Source organism: Mycoplasma sp. 773, from assembly GCF_053851515.1.
Genome location: NZ_JBSQAV010000003.1, coordinates 1 through 19,098, shown reverse-complemented (window position 1 = coordinate 19,098; position 19,098 = coordinate 1). Strand labels below are relative to the sequence as shown.

At 26.6% G+C, this 19,098-nt stretch carries 13 protein-coding genes; 11 read left to right on the top strand and 2 right to left on the bottom strand.

What is annotated here, in order from left to right:
• The first annotated feature begins 6 nt into the window (after positions 1 to 6).
• From ACWXVJ_RS00855 to ACWXVJ_RS00830, 6 genes are all read left to right on the top strand, one after another.
• Entirely contained in the window at positions 7 to 309 is a 303-nt protein-coding gene (locus tag ACWXVJ_RS00855) for an Asp-tRNA(Asn)/Glu-tRNA(Gln) amidotransferase subunit GatC (RefSeq protein WP_444704842.1), read from the top strand.
• Positions 299 to 1,627: an amidase family protein gene (locus tag ACWXVJ_RS00850; protein ID WP_455966106.1), complete on the top strand. Its 1,329-nt coding sequence runs from the start codon at positions 299 to 301 to the stop codon at positions 1,625 to 1,627. Before ACWXVJ_RS00855 ends, ACWXVJ_RS00850 begins: the two co-directional genes overlap by 11 nt.
• On the top strand, positions 1,620 to 3,047 hold the full coding sequence (gene gatB, locus ACWXVJ_RS00845; protein WP_455966104.1) for an Asp-tRNA(Asn)/Glu-tRNA(Gln) amidotransferase subunit GatB: 1,428 nt from the start codon (positions 1,620 to 1,622) through the stop codon (positions 3,045 to 3,047). The genes ACWXVJ_RS00850 and gatB overlap by 8 nt, the downstream gene beginning before the upstream one ends.
• The gene (locus ACWXVJ_RS00840; RefSeq protein WP_438340416.1) at positions 3,031 to 4,119 is read left to right on the top strand and encodes a YhjD/YihY/BrkB family envelope integrity protein; all 1,089 of its coding nucleotides are present in this window, start codon (positions 3,031 to 3,033) and stop codon (positions 4,117 to 4,119) included. Before gatB ends, ACWXVJ_RS00840 begins: the two co-directional genes overlap by 17 nt.
• Positions 4,120 to 4,197: 78 nt before the next feature.
• Positions 4,198 to 5,205 carry a hypothetical protein gene (locus tag ACWXVJ_RS00835; protein ID WP_438340417.1) on the top strand — a complete coding sequence of 336 codons (1,008 nt, stop codon included), beginning with the start codon at positions 4,198 to 4,200 and terminating at the stop codon, positions 5,203 to 5,205.
• The gene (locus ACWXVJ_RS00830) at positions 5,205 to 10,085 is read left to right on the top strand and encodes a valine--tRNA ligase (RefSeq protein WP_455966102.1); all 4,881 of its coding nucleotides are present in this window, start codon (positions 5,205 to 5,207) and stop codon (positions 10,083 to 10,085) included. Before ACWXVJ_RS00835 ends, ACWXVJ_RS00830 begins: the two co-directional genes overlap by 1 nt.
• A 53-nt stretch (positions 10,086 to 10,138) precedes the next feature.
• On the opposite strand, the gene ACWXVJ_RS00825 is transcribed toward ACWXVJ_RS00830, so the two are convergent.
• Positions 10,139 to 11,026: a 5'-3' exonuclease gene (locus ACWXVJ_RS00825; RefSeq protein WP_455966100.1), complete on the bottom strand. Its 888-nt coding sequence runs from the start codon at positions 11,024 to 11,026 to the stop codon at positions 10,139 to 10,141.
• On the bottom strand, positions 11,026 to 14,010 hold the full coding sequence (gene dnaE, locus ACWXVJ_RS00820) for a DNA polymerase III subunit alpha (RefSeq protein WP_455966098.1): 2,985 nt from the start codon (positions 14,008 to 14,010) through the stop codon (positions 11,026 to 11,028). The genes ACWXVJ_RS00825 and dnaE overlap by 1 nt, the downstream gene beginning before the upstream one ends.
• Before the next feature lie 428 nt (positions 14,011 to 14,438).
• Between dnaE and ACWXVJ_RS00815 the strand changes: the two genes are divergently transcribed.
• The 5 genes from ACWXVJ_RS00815 (at position 14,439) to ACWXVJ_RS00795 (ending at position 18,663) form a co-directional block, all read left to right on the top strand.
• Positions 14,439 to 15,305, top strand: coding sequence for a hypothetical protein (locus ACWXVJ_RS00815; RefSeq protein ID WP_438340421.1), 867 nt, complete (start codon positions 14,439 to 14,441; stop codon positions 15,303 to 15,305).
• 12 nt (positions 15,306 to 15,317) lie between these two features.
• Positions 15,318 to 16,229, top strand: a complete 912-nt coding sequence (locus ACWXVJ_RS00810) for a hypothetical protein (protein ID WP_455966096.1) — start codon at positions 15,318 to 15,320, stop codon at positions 16,227 to 16,229.
• Positions 16,230 to 16,607: 378 nt separating this feature from the next.
• A complete protein-coding gene (locus ACWXVJ_RS00805; RefSeq protein ID WP_455966094.1) occupies positions 16,608 to 16,961 on the top strand; it encodes a hypothetical protein in 354 nt (117 codons plus the stop codon).
• Positions 16,962 to 17,237: 276 nt separating this feature from the next.
• Complete coding sequence (locus ACWXVJ_RS00800) at positions 17,238 to 17,591, top strand: hypothetical protein (protein WP_455966092.1); 354 nt, start codon at positions 17,238 to 17,240, stop codon at positions 17,589 to 17,591.
• An 883-nt stretch (positions 17,592 to 18,474) separates the two neighbouring features.
• Entirely contained in the window at positions 18,475 to 18,663 is a 189-nt protein-coding gene (locus ACWXVJ_RS00795) for a hypothetical protein (protein ID WP_455966090.1), read from the top strand.
• Positions 18,664 to 19,098 lie beyond the last annotated feature (435 nt).

Here is a 19,098-nt window from a genome sequence, read left to right as displayed (position 1 = left end):
CCAAAAATGAACGATGAAGAACTAAAAACAATAGCAAATAATTTATTACTAGACCCATCTGATGAAGTTATTAATATGGCCAAAAAATTATTAGACTCAATTAACCAATCGCTAACTGATCTTGACGAAATAAATCTAGCCAATATAAAACCGTTATCGCATATCAACGAATCTAAAATTTCTTTTAATGATTTAAGAGACGACGAAATATGCGATTGCACTAAAATTGACAAAGAAAAACTTCTTAAAAACGCATATAATAGCAATGAAGATCTAGTTATTATGAAAAGAGTTGTTCATGAAGAATAAAAATATTCAAAATATAATTGATAAATTATTACAAGATGATAATAATGCTATATCCTACATTTTCAAAGATGCTAAATTAAATGATAGTAGTCTTCCACTATCCAATACAATATACACAATAAAAGATAACTATGCTGACATAAATGTTGAATGTAAAGCCTCGAGCTTGTTTTTGCGCAATTTCAGACCTGGATATAAAGCTAGTGTTATTAAATTGCTCGAAGAAAATGGGTCAACATGTGTTGCTAGAACAAATCTTGATGAATTCGGTCTCGGGGGATCGGGGGAGTATTCTGCCTTTGGTTTAATAAAGAATCCTTTAAATAAAGAATATCTAGTTGGTGGATCATCGTCAGGTGCTGCTGCTACTTTTAGTAAAGATATCGACTTTGCAATTGGTTCAGATACCGGAGACTCTGTAAGAAAGCCTGCTTCAAATATCGGCGAGATTGGATTTAAACCGTCATATGGAGCAATTAGTAGATATGGACTTTTTGCATTTGCCTCTTCATTAGATACTGTGGCTTATTTTACACACAACATTAAGGACCTAATAAAATTATCATCAATATTGTACAAGCAAGATCTGAAAAATGATTTAACTTCAATTGATCTTAGCTTTAAATATGATGAGATTAAAGAAGAAAAGCCAAAATCTATTGCCTATTTAGATTGTTTTGATAAACTTAATCCAGAAATTGCTAAATCATACAAAAACTTTCTTAATGTGATGGAAAAAGATGGAATTAAACTAATTAAAATTAAAGAAAATATAAAGCTTCTTAACTCAATAGATGTAGTTTACAAAATAATTGCCTTTTCAGAAGCATCTTCAAATCTCGCCAATCTTACTGGTGTTTCCTTCGGATTAAGAGAAGAAGGCAAGGATTGGATTGATACATTCAAAAAAACCAGATCAAAATATCTGGGCAAAATGGTTCAATCACGTCTAATTCTAGGATCTTTTTTTCTCAAAGCCAATAATCAAATTAGATACTTTGTAAAAGCCAAAAAGATGCGAAGAGTCTTGGTTGAATATTTTGAAAATATTCATAACACAGCTGATGTTTTTGTTTATCCTGCCTCTAATGATGTTGCTCCCAATATTAAAAATGGGTCAAAATATAAATCATATTTAGATTTTATTTTAACTTATGCAAATCTAGTTGGGAATCCATCATTAACAATGAAACTTGGTATTGATTTAAAAAACCATTTACCATTCAATATTGCTTTTGATACAAAAAGAAATAATGACAAAAAGTTATTTAGCCAAGCATTATATTTTGAAAAAAAACTAGGAGAAATAAATGGATAAAAATTGAGAATTAGTTATTGGTATTGAAATACATATTGAACTTAATACAAAAACTAAAATGTTTTCATCACAACCTAATCTTTATACATCCAACCCTAATATTTATGTATCGCACATTGATTTAGCATATCCTGGTTCATTACCGATCGTAAATAAACAAGCCATCATTAAGGCAATAAAATTGGCAAAAGCTTTAAATATGGAAATCGACCATAATATTCGTTTTGATAGAAAAAACTATTTTTATCCAGATTTAACAAAAGGCTACCAAATTACACAACAATTTAATCCAATTGGCAAAAATGGAAAAATAAAAATTAAAGTCAATAATGAATGAAAAGATATTGAGATTGAGAGAATTCACCTAGAGGAAGATACAGCTAAATCTCTTCATGAAGGCAATCAAACCTTACTAAACTACAATCGTTCAGGTATTCCGTTAATCGAGATTGTCTCTAATCCAGTTCTTCATAGTGCTAAAGAAGCGGTTGCATATGTTGATGCAATAAGAAAAATTGTGCTAGCTCTTGACATTTCCGATGCTAAAATGAATGAAGGTAGCTTAAGAGTTGATTTAAATATTTCTGTTAGAAAAAAAGGAACTAATGACCTAAACACAAGAGTTGAAGTAAAAAATTTAAACTCAATTTCTAATATTGAAAAAGCAATAGAATATGAATATAATTGGCAAACATCATGTTATGAAAGCGGCCAAACTTTCTCGCAACAAACAAAAAGATTTGATGAATCTAAACTAAAAACTATAACAATGCGTTCAAAATCTGACTCAATTGATTATAAATATTTTCCAGACCCCAATATCCCTTGTATCGAACTAAAACCAGAATTTGTTGATAGCATTGCCATTGAAGAACTACCATATGAAAGAGAAATGCGTTATCTAAAATATGGGTTAAATAATGTTCAAATTATGCAATTAATTGAAAATATGGAATATGCAAGTTTCATTGATATGCTCAACACAACAGATTTTAAAAAGAGCGTGAATATTTTCTTTGCCGAAATCGTTTCATTTCTAAATCAGAATAATTTGTCATTATCAAAGCTAAAACTAAATATTGATGTTATGTCAAAAATCATTCAATATACAATAGATGAAAAAATACAAAAGACCAGCATAAAAACCATCCTAAGTATTCTAATTAATCAAAACGAAAACAATGATATTGATGAAATAATTAAACAAAATAACCTTTTCATTGAACACAAGGAAATTTCATTAACAGATATTATTAAAGAAATTTTAAATGAATTCCCAACTTTAAACAAAGAATTTGAAATAAATTTCAACAGAGCTTCAAAATTTATGCTTGGCCAAGTAATGAAAAAAACTGCTGGGAAAGCAAATGCAATTGAGCTAAGCAAAATAATTAAGGATCTTTATGAAAAAAAGGAATAAAAACTTACTCCAGACCGGTTGAAATAATGATAAAAACCAAGAAAAAAAACTAAATAATAATGCTAATTCTATTTCAGCAAAACAAGTAATAAAAAATAAAAATAAACAAAACTTTTTTGAAAAGGCTTTAAAGGCGATTATATATGGGATTCTCTTTGTTGCTATTCCAAATTACTTGCGAAGTTCGAAAGTAAAAGGAAAAGAAATAGTTAGATCGACATATGCTAAAATAAACTCAAATGAATTTGCCTTTGTTCCAACAGGATACGCAATGTACCTTTTTCTTTCATTTATACCGACTCTAGGTTTAGTTATAGGAATTATTGGAGCAATAAATTCTCAGTTAGAGATTGTTATCAAAGTCACAATTCTAGGCCAGCTAATTCCCGGTATTGAAAACGTTATTCCGGCATTTTCAGAAATTTGAAGTAGCCCAGGCGGAATTGCTGCATTTATTTTTCTTACCATATCTATATTGTGAATATCATCAAAGGGCTATAGCAAATTTATTTGATCATTTGATGCTCTATACGAACAAAAAACTTCATCCTCAATGTGGAGAACACGAATCAAGGGATTTATAACAAGCATAATTATCACAGTATTACTCGTAGTTTTTTTATTAGTTACATCAGCTTTTCTTAACTTTATATTAAAGAATGTATTTAGTATTAATGTTGATCACACAACAACACTTAAAATGTTACCCTGAGAATTTCAACTTATTTTTTGAATTCCAACAGTTTTATTTTTACCAATAATAACATATGTAGCATTTTTATTTTTCTTTAAATTTGCACCTAACTTTAAACTAAAATTTTCACATGTAAATCCCGGCGCACTAATAGTAACAGTGCCAACTACCCTATACATTTTAATTTTTGGATCTCTAACCTCAGTATTTGATTATAAGAAATTTGGTGTTGTCGCATCATTTATGTATATCATTTTATTACTAAGTGTTATGTCATATTTTATCTACACTGGCGTAATAGTTAATTCTAGCTTTTATAAAACTTTTATTAATTTACCCATTCTCGAGAAAAATAAGTGATTTTCAAGAAAATATTAGCAAAGCATAACCATACTTTATAAGTAGTTTCAGAATATAATAATATAATTATTATTAAAAAGATAGCGAAGGAAAAGCATGAATTCAAAGTTACCAGGCGGCTTGAGTCATTATATTAGATGGCTAAGATCACAAACAAATATTTCATTCAAAAAATGAAACCCAAAAAGAATTGCCTTTGTGGGTGTTTTAATTGCTATCTCTGTTGTTTTCTTTCTAATTTCAGTAAGAATTTTACCAATTAGCGCCCTACCATCATTTAAATTTGGTTTTATAGGCCTACCAATAAAAATTACAGGTTTTATTTTCGGACCGTTTGTCGGAATGATCACAGGAGTATTGGCAGATTTCATTTCATTTGCCCTAGTTCCTACATATTATAGTTTCTTATATACTATTGCAGTGGCTATTGCTGGATTTATTCCAGGAATAGCATCATATTACTTTTTTAACATAAATGAACTTTTCTTTTCAAGAAACTACCGAATATATAAATATAAACAAATTGTAGAATTTTTTAAAATTCAATTTGCTGAAGCACTAGCAAAAGGGAATTCTGAAGATTTACAATATTTTTCAGAAAAAATTGCATTCTATGAAGTTAAAATCATTATTTTAGAGAACAAGCCAAGACCCACGGCAATGATGAATTTCTCATTTATTTCTACTTTAGTGCTATTATCCTTGCAAATTTTAATCATTGTAACTATATTTTCTAAACTTGACAATTCAATATTCGAACACAATCGTTTTGTTAAAAATAAAACATTTTATATTCTACTAACGACATCTGGTTTTATTGGAATGATTTTATTTGTTGTTATATATCGCCTTTTTGTGAGAAAAAAATACCAAACGTTCCTTGAGGTTATGGCTATTATTTCATTTAGTGCTCTACTAGAATTGGCAAACACCGTGTTACTCGCATGAGCCGATACTCAAACATTAAAAACTGATTTTTGAGTTAATTTTACTGGTCAAACATTAACGGGTCCTGTTAAGATTTTCTTTAATCTAGCTGTCATACTTGCAACATATAGAGTTGTTGCATCACTAGTTAAAACAAAGGAAGGTGACAGATTCTAATGAATAAGAAAAAAATTACTGGTTTTAGAGTTCAAGAACTAAAAAAAATAAATAAGATCAAAAAAAACAATTATTACTCATTCGAATATCTTATTAATGATTTAAATTTTAAGCTTTCTAAAAGCAGTATTTTAGGCATTATTGCCGATAATATTCAATCTAAAAAAAACATTTTCAATCTCTTGATAGATAGAGATAATAAAATCAAAGATTTTCAAGGATTTATCGAATTTAAACAAGATGATGAAAATTTCTATATGATAGATTCAAACCAAAATTTCCGTGATAATCTTGCATATGGCTTTGAAAGCGATGAGCTATTTGAAACAAAATCAGAAGAAACTGTTTTTGCTTATCTGAAAAACTATATAAAAGAAAATAAAGTTACTAGCTCATTTAATAATATCTTTAAAAATAGTTGAAAAGATGTCTACCAAGATTCGAGATACCATTTTAGATTAGAATATTCTAAAACAAATTACCAACTTCAATACTCATTAGAACCATTAGTAAATGAATTAAAATTAATACTCTCAAAAAATAATGCGCAAAATCTTAATAAATTAAATCAAAATGACCAAATTTTACTAATGCAAAATCTCTCAGGCATTATTCATAATATCGCAAAAAATATACAAAATCATGAGCAATCCTTCTTTACATATATAGAGCAAACAATAAAGAACTATGTTTCTGGAAAGTCGTTAATGCAATATAATGAATATAAAGAAGCCAAAACTAATTATCTTGAAATATGTTCCAAAAAAGACATAAACTCAAATCATGGTTTTAAAAGTAAATTACTAACTAAGATAAAAAAAATAATAGACAAATTAAAAGAAAAAAAACAAGTTAAAAAGGAAAATAATAAATATTTTTCTAGATTAAGAAAAAGCTTCAGCAGTGAAATTCTTTTAAATAAATTTCATTTAAAAACAAATCTTAAAATTGATTCTTTTAATCACTATTATGGTAGATATTATATTAATAAAATAATACAGCGTTTTTTAACAAAACATTTCTTTCTAATTTCGCTTCTAAATCGCACTTCCCTACTTTCGTTTATTGATGATTTATATGATTTGAGAAAAAATATAATCAATGAAATTAGTTTATTAGGAACTTACTGAACTAGAACACAATTAAAAAAGCAAATAAAATTAATTGCTAATTCAATGATAACCAACAATTTTAGTTCATTTATCGAAAGATTTAAATCGCTAAAAAATAAAAAAAATCACTCCCCAAGCTTATTACTTGTAGACAAAGAAGACAATAATGAGAAAACTAGTGATTATATTGATATTTCAACAATCAAGGAATACGAGTATAAGTTTGAAGAAAAACAGGCAGAATTTCATTGAAATGTTGAAAATATCGGTAAAAGTATTAGGGATGAAACAAAAAATTACAATTCGAAATTAGCAAATGTTTTTCAAAATAATATAGAAAATGCCAAAAAAATATTTAAAAATATAAAAGAATTATTAACCAACCTCCACTCATTAAATAAAATTGAATTTGAAGAAGATTTTAATCAAGAATTAACCTTTTTGAATCCTTTTTTAAGAGCATTTTTTAATCTAAAAGAATTAAACTTCTTACTTAATAATCTTTTTAATCAGTTTCTAATCTATAAAAGAATTTTTGAAACAAGTGACGCTGAAGAAGCGATGAAAAGAATTATTTTTAAATCCAATATTTATAGAATCCTTTTAAATGCAAACCTTTCGTTGGACAAACTTACAATGAAATTGTCTTATCTTTCTAAGGATGAAAAAATTGCTCTTGAGCTAAGTAAAATTTTAATCAACAATCCAAGCTTAATTGTAATCGGAAACAACATTGATAAAATTGATGCTAAAAACCAAATCGAAGTACTTAATAAAATAAATGAATACATTTTTGAACATGAAGCCATCGGGATTTACTTATTAAGTGATATAAAAACGGCCAGTAAGTTAACAACAGATTTGCAAATAATGATAAACTCGCGAATTATTGAGAGAGGTAAAACAAACATTGTTGTAGACAACCCGATAAATCCAGTTGTTAAAAAAATGTTAGACAAAAAAGATGATTACCTATTATCTAACTATGAAGAATTTATTGATAATATTGATGAAATTGAAAATATTTTTGAATATGAAATTGAACCAGATCATTATATAAGTTGCAAGTGAAATCAATTATCTAAATGAATAAACAAAGATAACACTCAGAATAAAAAAATAAGAAATATTTTTTCATTTGATCGCTCATTAAATAAGAATGAAAAAGCTATTAAGGATAAAAGAAATTACGATGAGGAGAAAATTATTGATTTCAGTATACAAAACATTGCTACAAATTTAGGAGATAACATGGATAAGAATTTTAATCACAAACTCGTTGAACAAGGACGCCATCAAAAGTGAATAGATATGAAAACCTTTTCAACACATGATATCAAAAAACCTCCTTTTACAATAATTTTGCCGCCTCCAAATGTAACTGGAAAGCTTCATATCGGGCACGCCTTAGATACATATATTCAAGATACAATTATTAGATATAAAAAAATAAAAGGATTTGATGTTATGTGAGTGGCTGGTAAAGACCATGCAGGCATCGCAACACAAGCCGTTGTTGAAAAAAGATTATCAGAGAGCGGAAGAAATAAATATCAACTAGGACGAGAAAAATTTATTAAAGAGATTTGAAAATGAAAAGATGAATATTCGCAAAACATTAATGACCAATGAGCAAAACTTGGATTAGCACTTGATTATAATAGCGAACGATTTACTCTTGATAAGGATGCATCAGAAGCGGTTGCAAAAGTCTTTATTGATATGTATAATAAAGGATTGATTTATCGTGATACAAAAGCAATTTTGTGGGATCCAAAGCTAAAAACCGCATTATCTAATATTGAGGTAATACCCACTGAAACTAATCAAAAAATGTATTACATTAAATATCCATTTAAAAATGATAAAAATAATTACTTGCTTGTAGCTACCACCCGTATTGAAACAATGTTTTCCGATGTTGCAATTGCTTTAAATCCAAATGATGAACGTTTTAATTCACTAAAAAATAAAACAGTAATTCATCCATTAACCAAAAAAGAAATTCCAATTATTAGTTCAGAAAGTATTGATCCCAATTTTGGGACAGGGGCGATGAAAGTTTCAGCTCATGCTATTGATGACATTGAAATTATCAAAAACTATGGTCTTAGCATCAACGAGTGTATTAACGATGATGGTTTAATGAACTCATTAGCGAAGGAGTTCCAAGGTTTAGACCGTTTCGAAGCAAGAATAAAAATTGCGCAATATCTTGAAACAAAAGGTTTTATTTACAAGACAGAAAATATTATTTCAAATATTGGTTATAGTGAAAGAACCAAAGAACCAATCGAAATATTAGTAAAACCACAATGATTTGTGAAAATGAATTCACTTTCAGAACAACTTCTAAAAAACCTAGATTCTATGGAAGGTGTAAAAATAATACCTAAACGATTTAAGGATAATCTAGTCAAATGAATGGAAAATGTTCATGATTGAACAATTAGCAGACAAATTTGGTGAGGTCATAGAATTCCGGTATGATACAAAGGCAACGAAATTAAAGTACAAACTGAAAAACCTGGTAATGAATGAATTCAAGATAGCGATGTTTTAGACACTTGATTTAGCTCAGCATTAGCGCCTTTTGTATTTTTGGGCTGACCACAATCATCAGAAAAATTAAAAAGATACTTTCCTACAAGTTTATTAGTAACGGGATATGATATTATCTTCTTTTGAGTATCAAGAATGTATTTTCAAAGCTTAGAATTTATGGACAAGATACCATTTAAAGAGGTTTTATTACATGGGTTAGTAAGGGATTCACACGGACGCAAAATGTCTAAATCACTTGGCAATGGTATTGACCCAATTAAGGTTATTGACGAATATGGATCAGATGTTTTGAGAATGTCTTTAATATTTAATTGCACACCTGGACTAGATATTAATTTTGGAGATGAAAAAATTCAAAGCGCAAGGTTATTTATCAATAAAATTTGAAACATTGGTCGCCTAATAAAAAATATTCCTATTAATATTAAAAGCGAGTTGCAATATGAAAAATTAGACAATTTCGATAAATGAATATTACTAGAATTTTTAAAAATGACATCTAAAATTGATGAAGCAATGAAAAACTATGAATTCACCGTTGTTTATAAACATATTCAAGAATTTATGATCAATAAATTTTCATCATGATATTTAGAGTTTTTAAAATTCAAAAAAAATGATTATTTTATTCATTATTTATTTAGAGAAATCTTAATAATGCTTCAACCATATATGCCTTTTGTTACAGATTATTTGTTTCAAGAAATATACAACGAGGAGCTTTGGGATAATGCACTTGCCAACTACACAATTGAAGATACATTTAATTCAAATGAAATAAACAACCTAATCGAACTAATTACCACGTTTAGAAAATATCGTGAAGAAAAACAAATATCTAAAAACATTACATTAAACTACTTTATCGAAAACTTCGATATTTCTGAAAATCAACAACTAATAATCTTTAAATTGTCAAATTTTGTTATCGGCGAAAATAATGACTTGTCTATCCAAACCTCCTTTGCCAAGGTCTTCATTAAACAAAGCAAAGAAGATAAAGAAAATGAAATTATTGAACTTAAAAAGTTAATTGAAAAAACGAAAAAAGAAATAGAATTTAATAAAACTTTTATTAATAACCCAAACTTTATGAAAAATGCTAGTGAGGATAAAATTAAAGAAAAACAAGAAAAACTAGCACTACACCAAAGAAATTTAGAAGTATATGAAGAAGAATTAACCAAGAAAGATAACTCATAATAACATTAAAAAACGCACCTGGTTTGTGCGTTTTTTCTTACTGAAATAGGGCTCTAATTAATAATTTTTATTTTTTTAAAAAATGCTCTTCTTATTGAATTAAGTTGAAACTCATCAATAATATTTGCGGCATCAAGGGTTAGCTCAACATTTGCTATATCTAATAAATTTAATTTAATACCTTCTAATTCAAAATTAGTAACTAATTTAGCAATATGTTGATCTCTGAATGCAATAGATTTATAATCAATGAATTTTTGCGCAAGCCTAGAAGATGATAAATTTTCTAGATTTTCATAAATATTATCAAGGGTTTGATATTGATCAAGAAGTTTTATAGCTGTCTTAGACCCGACACCCTTAACACCAAAAAAGTTATCGCTTGAATCACCTACTATGGCCTTATAATCAACTACTTGATTAGGGTTAATGCCATAAATTGATTTAAAATTTTTTGGCGTTAAAATAACAATTCCTTCTTTTGTTTTTTTAATTATTGAAGTATATTCATTAATTAATTGATTAAGATCCTGATCGGCTGAAAAAATTACCTTTTCAATCAAGGGATATTCAAAACATACCTTGGCAATTAAATCATCTGCTTCAACCCCTGTTTTTTCTATATTTACAATATTTAAAGATGTAAGTAATTTTCTTATTATAGTCATTTGATTATAAAATTCATTCGGCATTTTTGCTCGTCCTTCCTTATAATGCTCATATAAATTATGACGAAAAGTTTTTCCCACTGCATCAAATGCTATAAAAAGGTGTGATGGTGAATATTCTTCAATAAGATTAAACAATGTTCTAAAAAATAATAATATTGTACTTGTTGAAACGCCTTCTGCGTTTGTTAAATAAGTATTATTCTTATTTATTGCAAAATAAGAACGATACGTTAAATAAGTACCATCAATAATTAATATTTTTTGTTTCATTATTTAATTACCTCGTAATTTCTTAAAATAATTTTATTATCTAATTTTCTTATAAATTTAATTTTTACAAGCCTGCGTTTAAGTTTGGATAGCTCAGGATCAACTCTAAACATAAAAGCAACCACTTTAAAACTTGAATCTTGAAAATCAATTCTTTGATATTGTCTACCATTTTTATCATTTCCAACTATTACATTAACACATTGAACAATCATTACATACTCATTATTAGGTCTTGTATCTATTAATCTATTGCCGTCAATCTCGTAGTTTTGTGTTGTTGAATAATTGTATATTTGGCCAAGCAATTCAATTTCATTTTTTTCAACTATTTGAGTTTCATCTTCATAAACATTTTGTGGTTCACAATTAATGATTTTATCAACAATATCAACCGTATTTTTAAATAAATTTTGTTGTACAAAAACACTAGAATTCGAAGATGAATCAATCTCTTCAAGCATTGTTTTTTGACTTAATTTAAAATTTCGCAATGCATTAGCCTTAATCAATGTCTCTAATGTCGATTTACCAAATGTTTTAATTTTAAACAAGCTAAAATAACAATGTAAGAAATTTTTATATTGGCCATTTACTTTGCGATCATTAATAATTATCCTTATTATCTCGGGACCAATGCCTTTGATTAAACCTAATGGTAAAATTATTTTATTATCAGAAATTATTGCCTTATTTGTTGAAAGATTTATTTCTGGACTAACAATTTGAATGCCCATGGTTTTTGCTTCATTTGCATATTTTGAAATCGTCGCTTGGGCTCCATTTGAACTTGTAATGCATGAACTATAGAACTCTAATGGAAAATTTGCCTTTAAATAAGCCATTTTGAATGTTAGCATTGAATAAGCGACAGCATGCGATTTATTAAATCCATAATCAGCGAACTTTTCAATATTACTAAAAATTTTATTAGCCACTTCTAAACTATATCCATTTTTAGTTGCTTGTCCAATAAATGAATCCTTAATATCATTCATTTCATCAGCTTTCTTTTTTGAAATAATTTTTCTAAACAAATCAGCCTCTTCGAAAGTCATATTTGCTACTTTCTGAACTATTTGCATAATTTGTTCTTGGTAAATTATAATTCCATATGTATCTTTAACAATTTCATCATATTCCAACGAGATGCTTGGTATTGGTTCTATACCTGCTTTTCTCTTTGCATAGCTTGATACATAAGCCATTGGTCCTGGCCTATTTAATGATATAATAGCACTAATATCCTCAAACGTGCTTACCTTAATTTGCTTTAAGGCCTTAATCATTATAGGACTTTCCACTTGAAAAATACCGGAAGTATTTCCTTGTGAAAGAAGATCAAATGTTTTTTGATCATTATAATCAATAATGTCTCAATTGATATCCTTTTTTGTTTTCTTTTTAACTTCATCTTCAATTTGTTTAATTGTCGATAGGGTTCTAAGGCCTAAAATATCCATCTTTATTAAACCAAAATAATCAAGGTATTCCATGCTAAACTGCGTTTGTTGAAAATTATCAATATTTTTAAAAGTCGGCACAAGCTCCATTATTGGCCTTGATGATATTACAATTCCAGCGGCATGTGTTCCTGTTTGACGATAGAAACCAGAAATTCGAGACGTTTGGTTGATAACGTTCTTAGCAAAAGAATTATCTGTTGGCTTAATTTGCTGCAAAGCACTAATAAATGCCGTATTTTTATTTGCTTCTTCAAATAAACTTCTGTCATCAGACGAAATTAATTTTGAAACTTGATTTATTTTATCGGAAGATACATCTTTATAAGTTCTCAAAACATCTCTAATCGCAGATTTTTTACCTAGAACAGAAAAAGTTACAATATTAGCAACACATTCATACCCATATTTTTGTACAAGATAATTAATAATTTCATGTCTCTGGTCATCCTGAACATCAACATCAATATCAGGCATTGAAATTCTTTTAGGATTAAGAAATCTCTCAAAAATAAGATTGTATTTTATTGGATCAATTTCTGTAATTCCAAGAATATATGAAACCAACGAACCAGCTGCAGAACCTCTTCCAGGGCCAATTGAAATCCCTTTTTTTCTAGCCCAATTAATTCAATCTTGAATAATTAAAAAATAATCCTCAAATCTTAATTGTGAAATAATTTGAAATTCTTTTAATAGTCTATCCTTATAAGCTTGGTTTTCAAAAAGTGCCTTAATTTTAGTATTATTTTTAATTTTTTCTCATATTAAAAATTTTAGATAGCCTTTTGAATCAAGGTTTTGTTCGTTTTTAAAAAATGGCAAATTATATTTATTTTTTTGATGTTCAAAATATATTGACTCAACAAATGCATTAGTTCTATTTACTAATTTATTCATCAAGCCATCTCCATCATCAACATCAAAAAACAAAGTACCATCAAACAATATATTATTTGTCTTATTATTCATTTTATTCAGTAATTCTATAATCATAAAATCCTGAAAATCGACTGTGTTAAAATTATTTACAACCAAAATATTCTGAAAATAAGAACAAAATTCTTTATTTTTTTCAATATCTATGATTGTGAATCCTATATAATAATTCGATTTGTTTATAACATTTTTAGTTAATTTAAAGTAGCTTAAAATAGGGTTTTCTATAATAACAATATCATCTTCAAAATTAAGAATATCATTAAGATAAATTATTTCATTATTTAATAATTGATAAGATAGCTTTTTAAGGATCTCAAAACCTTTTTGATGCTTAGCAAACAAGATAAATTGGTATCATTGGTCATCAATCATTAGTTTTACATCAAGCCCGAAATTAGCCTTAATGTTATTTTCCATGCATTTTTTATTAGCTTCAGCTAAGCTAAAAAAATGATTCTTTTCTGTAAAGGCAAGATAATTTATACCACTATTAAGAGCTTGTTTTATTGCTTCATCAACAGTTATTGTACTTTCTAAAAAAGAAAACGTCGTATTAAGATGTAAGTTATTTAATTTCATAGTTTAATTATAAAATAATATTAAGTTTAATTTTAAATTAGAGACGTTGAAAGGATATAAAAAAATATTAAATAAAAATTCTATAATAATGATTTTTAAATAAAAATAATAGAATTCAACTTAAATCAAAAAGATATTTTTATAAGTAATCAAAACTAGCCATTTTTAACCCAAAAACAGTTATTTTTTTAAACATTTTCATGTAGAAAACTGAATTTTTTTTATAAATTTTTCTTAAATTTAGATGATAAAGGCTATTAACGATGTCTATAAATTACACTAAAAATACTTAGCCCCAAAAAAACTAATAAAAATGAGACAAAACATTCTCTTAGTCCCATAAAATAATTTTGCTATCAAGTAAAAATGCGTTTTAACATAAATTAATTTTATGCAAAAACAAATATATAAACAAGAGGGGGATAAAAATGGATCAAATTAAATTTTTGGTTGATAATTCAGCTGATATTTCTTCAAAAGATTTAATTAATTTAAGAACCTTCTATTCTCCTATTATTGGAAGTCTGGGTGTTGCTTTCTATCAACATTTATATGATTTATATAATATAAATAGACTAAAGAAATATGATTTAGCCAAAACTTCAGAATTTCTAGTTATGTCGATAAACCAAATAAAAGATGCTAAAAATAAATTAGAGGGTTTAGGTCTAATTAAAACCCTGCAGGACAAAGATGGCACTTTATTATTTAAATTAATAAAACCACTATGTGCCAATGGAATTGTAAAAAATTCCCTTATCGCTAATTTGTTAAAAAATAAATTAGGTGAAGTTTTATATAATAATTTAATTAAGAATAATGCATTTTATTATTATGATGAAACAGAATTTAATAATGTTTCAAAAAACTTTTTTGAGGTCTTTTCTAGTGAAAAAATTTCTTTGCAGCAGGAAGATTGCTTTGATTTTAAAATTATTAATGAACATGAATTAATTGAAGATCTCACTTCAGAAGAATATATTAGTTACCATACAAGAAAAGAACTCAGTCCATCGCAAATTTTGATGCTAAAAAAAATAAAGTCATTAAATTTTAAGGATAATGCTATTAACAATATAATAAAATATTCAATTTCTATAAATAATGCCATTATATGCAATTACATCCTAAAAATAGCCAATGACTTTGCAAGAAGAAACTTATATGATGCATATTTAATCGATAATGAATTATGTCAAGCTTCTCTAAATAGAAATAATAGCTATTCTTTATTTAGTAAAAAATATAATAATATTAATGATGATTTAAACGATGTACTAACATGAGATGACTAAAAGGAATAAATAATGGAGAAAAAGATTTTTGATTCAATATTATCACCTAATGAAAAAATAAATATTGATGAATTAAGGAATGAAGTTCTTTCAAAGGATTTTATTCAAGCAGAAATTAAAAGATTAAACCTTAATGAAAAACAAATAAAAAAGGGTATGGGTATCTTACAAAGATATCATGATTCAGTTATCAAAAATCATAAAAAGCCTGACTATAAGCTGTTTGTTGATATTTATGGTTTTTTGGCTGAAGATTATAGTAATGATAAGGAGATAATAAGAAGCCAACAACTAGAAAAATTCTGATTAACATCAATCACAGAGTTAGATCCAATATTTAAGAAATATTTTCAAAAAAATAACAATTCGTCTGATGTTGTTGCTTTAAAAAAAACAACAAAAATTTTTATCGACTCATTGCCTAAAACTATTGCTAGTGAAGATATTAGAGCTAAATTTAGAACAATGATCACCGGAAAAGGCGTTTTTGATTTTAACATTTGATTATGAGGAACCAATTTTACAATAAGCAATGATATTATTAAATATATAGCCCTAATGAATGTAATTAGCCAAGGCAAGACAGTAGCCTTTTTAAATGCTAATGAACTATATAATTTTCTATCATCAAATAAAGAAGAAAAACAATCAATATGTTATTATTTGAATAATGTTGATGTATTATTCATTGCAAATCTTAGTTTAGGTTTGAAATCCCAATGATTTTTTGACTTGTTAATTAACATATTTGAAACGCGTATACAAAAAAAATCACCAATTATTATTTCTTCAACAAAGGATCTTTTGAGTAAAAACACAAAATTACTAACTACATACTATTATTCAAAAGATAATGAAAATGATTTAGAAGAAGTTTTTAAGACAATGGTGGCTAATTTCTTTAAAAAAATTGTAATTTCATAAAAAATCGCTAAATCGCAACAAAAATGAGCCACCTAACATATATAATAGGTGGTTTTATTATGCGCGAAATAGAATTAAACTATTTTCAATTAAATAGAAAACAAAAAAATAGATGTTATAATTACATATTCCAATTTAACAAATAAGCAATTATCCTTGAAAGCAAAATGTTCAATATCAACCAAAAAAATATTAAAACAAAAATTAAAAAATGCTAAATTATGCAAAAAAGAGGTTAACTTAGCACATGGCAATCAACGAGGCGATAGAAAAAGATTTACAGTAATGATTTAATTATCAATTATCAAAAAAATATGAAAGCAAAAAATTAATTACTGGAACAAAAATAGCTCTTGTAATTAATATATGTCTTAGTGTTTGTTTTATGAGAGAATAACTAATGTAAAAATATCATATAGTCAATTAACAAGAAGACTTACGCAAAGCGGATTTCTAAGTGCTTTTGCTCATAAAAATACAATAAAAAGACAAAGAACTTTTGTAAAAAATATACCTTATAAGCCAAATATTTTGCCTAAAAAAGATTGCAAAACTAAACATAACCTCAAAAAGAAAATTAGTAAATATAGGCGAATGTGTTGAACTTGATGGATCTATTCATTTTTTGTTGATCAAACCTTATGAAGAATTGTTGCATGTAGCGATGTTTCAAGTTCAAAAGTTTTATCACTTTATTTTGATAAAAAGCGTAAATCAGTAAAAGGTTATTAAATTATTATTCAAAATATGATTAATAAATATGAGATACCAAAGATAATGATTAGTGATAATAGAATGAATTTTCATAAATAGTCTTGAATCTAGCACTATTTTGTATAATGCAGTCACAAAATTAGCTACTGAATTTATAGCAACATCAGTATCTAATGAAAAACCACATATAGAAAGTTTTTAGAGAATTCACATAATAGAATTCCAATATTTTTAAAAGATAGAAATATTAAAACAAACCAAGACGCTAATAAATATAGACACGAAATTATTGCAATGCTTAATGATATAAAAACAAGAAAATCAATTACCGATTCTGAAAAAAATGAATTTAGAAAACCAAACAGTGCAACTCTTGAAGCTTATTTTGATTTGCCAATTAAAAGACAAATTTTTAATGGAATTGTAACATTTAAAAATAAAAAATATATTCCTAAAAATGAAAAAAATCAAAAAATAAAAGTCACATCAAAAAATGATGTAACTTTTATGGTCGGTGCAGATCAACAATACTATTTTCACATAAACAATAAAAGATATAAAGCTTTTGAATTAAATGAAAATGACATTCAAATGTATGAGAAAATAGCATATAGTAAAAAGCTTCCTCTTGAAATATCGGCGGCTTAAAAAATGTAAAACACCAAAAAGCTAGATATTAGCGCAATCAAATGTTATCTAAAAAAACAGAAATTTTAGAATCTTTTGTTAAAACTGGTCTTATTTCACAAAGAGAAATAGATTTAATGCGATCAATTAATGAAGATTTATAAAAAAATAAGAGGAGATATAAATAAAATTGTAATTTTATAAATTATTCTATTCCTAGTAGAACTATTTTTTTATATTTTTTATTAGAAATTATGCAAAATGTATAATTAAACAAGTTCAAAATATTGGTGGCTCATTTTTCACGCTAATTAATGGGTTTTAAAATATTTTTTTAACATTTATTAAAAAATCCTTTATAATGATTACGTACAGAAATTTGATCACAATCTGATCTTGCTTAAGAATAGTATGTACTAAAATAAGGCTTTATGCCGAATTTACCGCCACTGGCGGTTTTTATTTTTCATTTATTGATTTTTATATTATTGATAATATAAATGCATAGATCAATTTATAAAATACAGTAAAGTTAAAGAAATATGATTAATATAGTTTTATACGAGCTTGAAATTAGTCCTAAATACATTGAATATCATTAGAACATGTTATGCGGCTAATGATAAATTACACATTATTAAGCCAATCGCTTTTAATTTGCATCCCGCATTAAATAAAAGGAAGTGGAGGTAACCATTTTTTAAGTGAAATACCTCATAAAATTCACAATAGTTATGATGATTATAAAAAGAAACATGGTAATAAAAATATTTTTTATATTACAAGATACGGGCCTAAAATTATGGTGACATTAAATTAAAAGAATAGTTAAATACACATGGTGATATTTGATTTATGTTTGTAACAGAAATTTTGGAAATATAAAAAAATAGAAATCCATAATTTGACAAATTTTGAGAAAAAAAGAAAAGGTATTTATATCGATATAACTAATGAAAAAATTAAAAATAAACCAAATCGCCATAAACACGATGTTAGCCGTTTTACAGTTTTTAAAATTAAAAAATCTATAAATTTTAGTGGGACATTTAATGCCTCGCACAAAAATAAAGGAAATAAATATAGACAATAGTTTGGTGATGATCTAGTAGATTCTGAAATTGAAAAAATCAGAGATTTTAGTTCCTTTGTTTTTGATCACCTACAGATAGAACTAGAAATGTTACTATGGCAGTTTATTATAGAACAAAAGGTCAATAATGTCTTTTAAAACTCTTACAGACCCACTTTAAAAAGGGGCATGCAACAGAGCACTTACACAAAGCAACTAGAAAAGAAGCTAAAAGAAACGCAAAAAATATTTTAAATAGCACGGTTTTAGAAACAATATTTTATTATGTAATAAATAGTAGTGTTGAAAAGTCTTTTAAAACTGCTCAATTAAATTATCTCATATTCTTTAATATAAAGAATATAAAACATTGAACAGAAATTAGTAAGATTGAAGACCAATTAATAGATTACTTTAATTCTATATCTCCGAAATTAAAAAGAAATAGCGATAAAA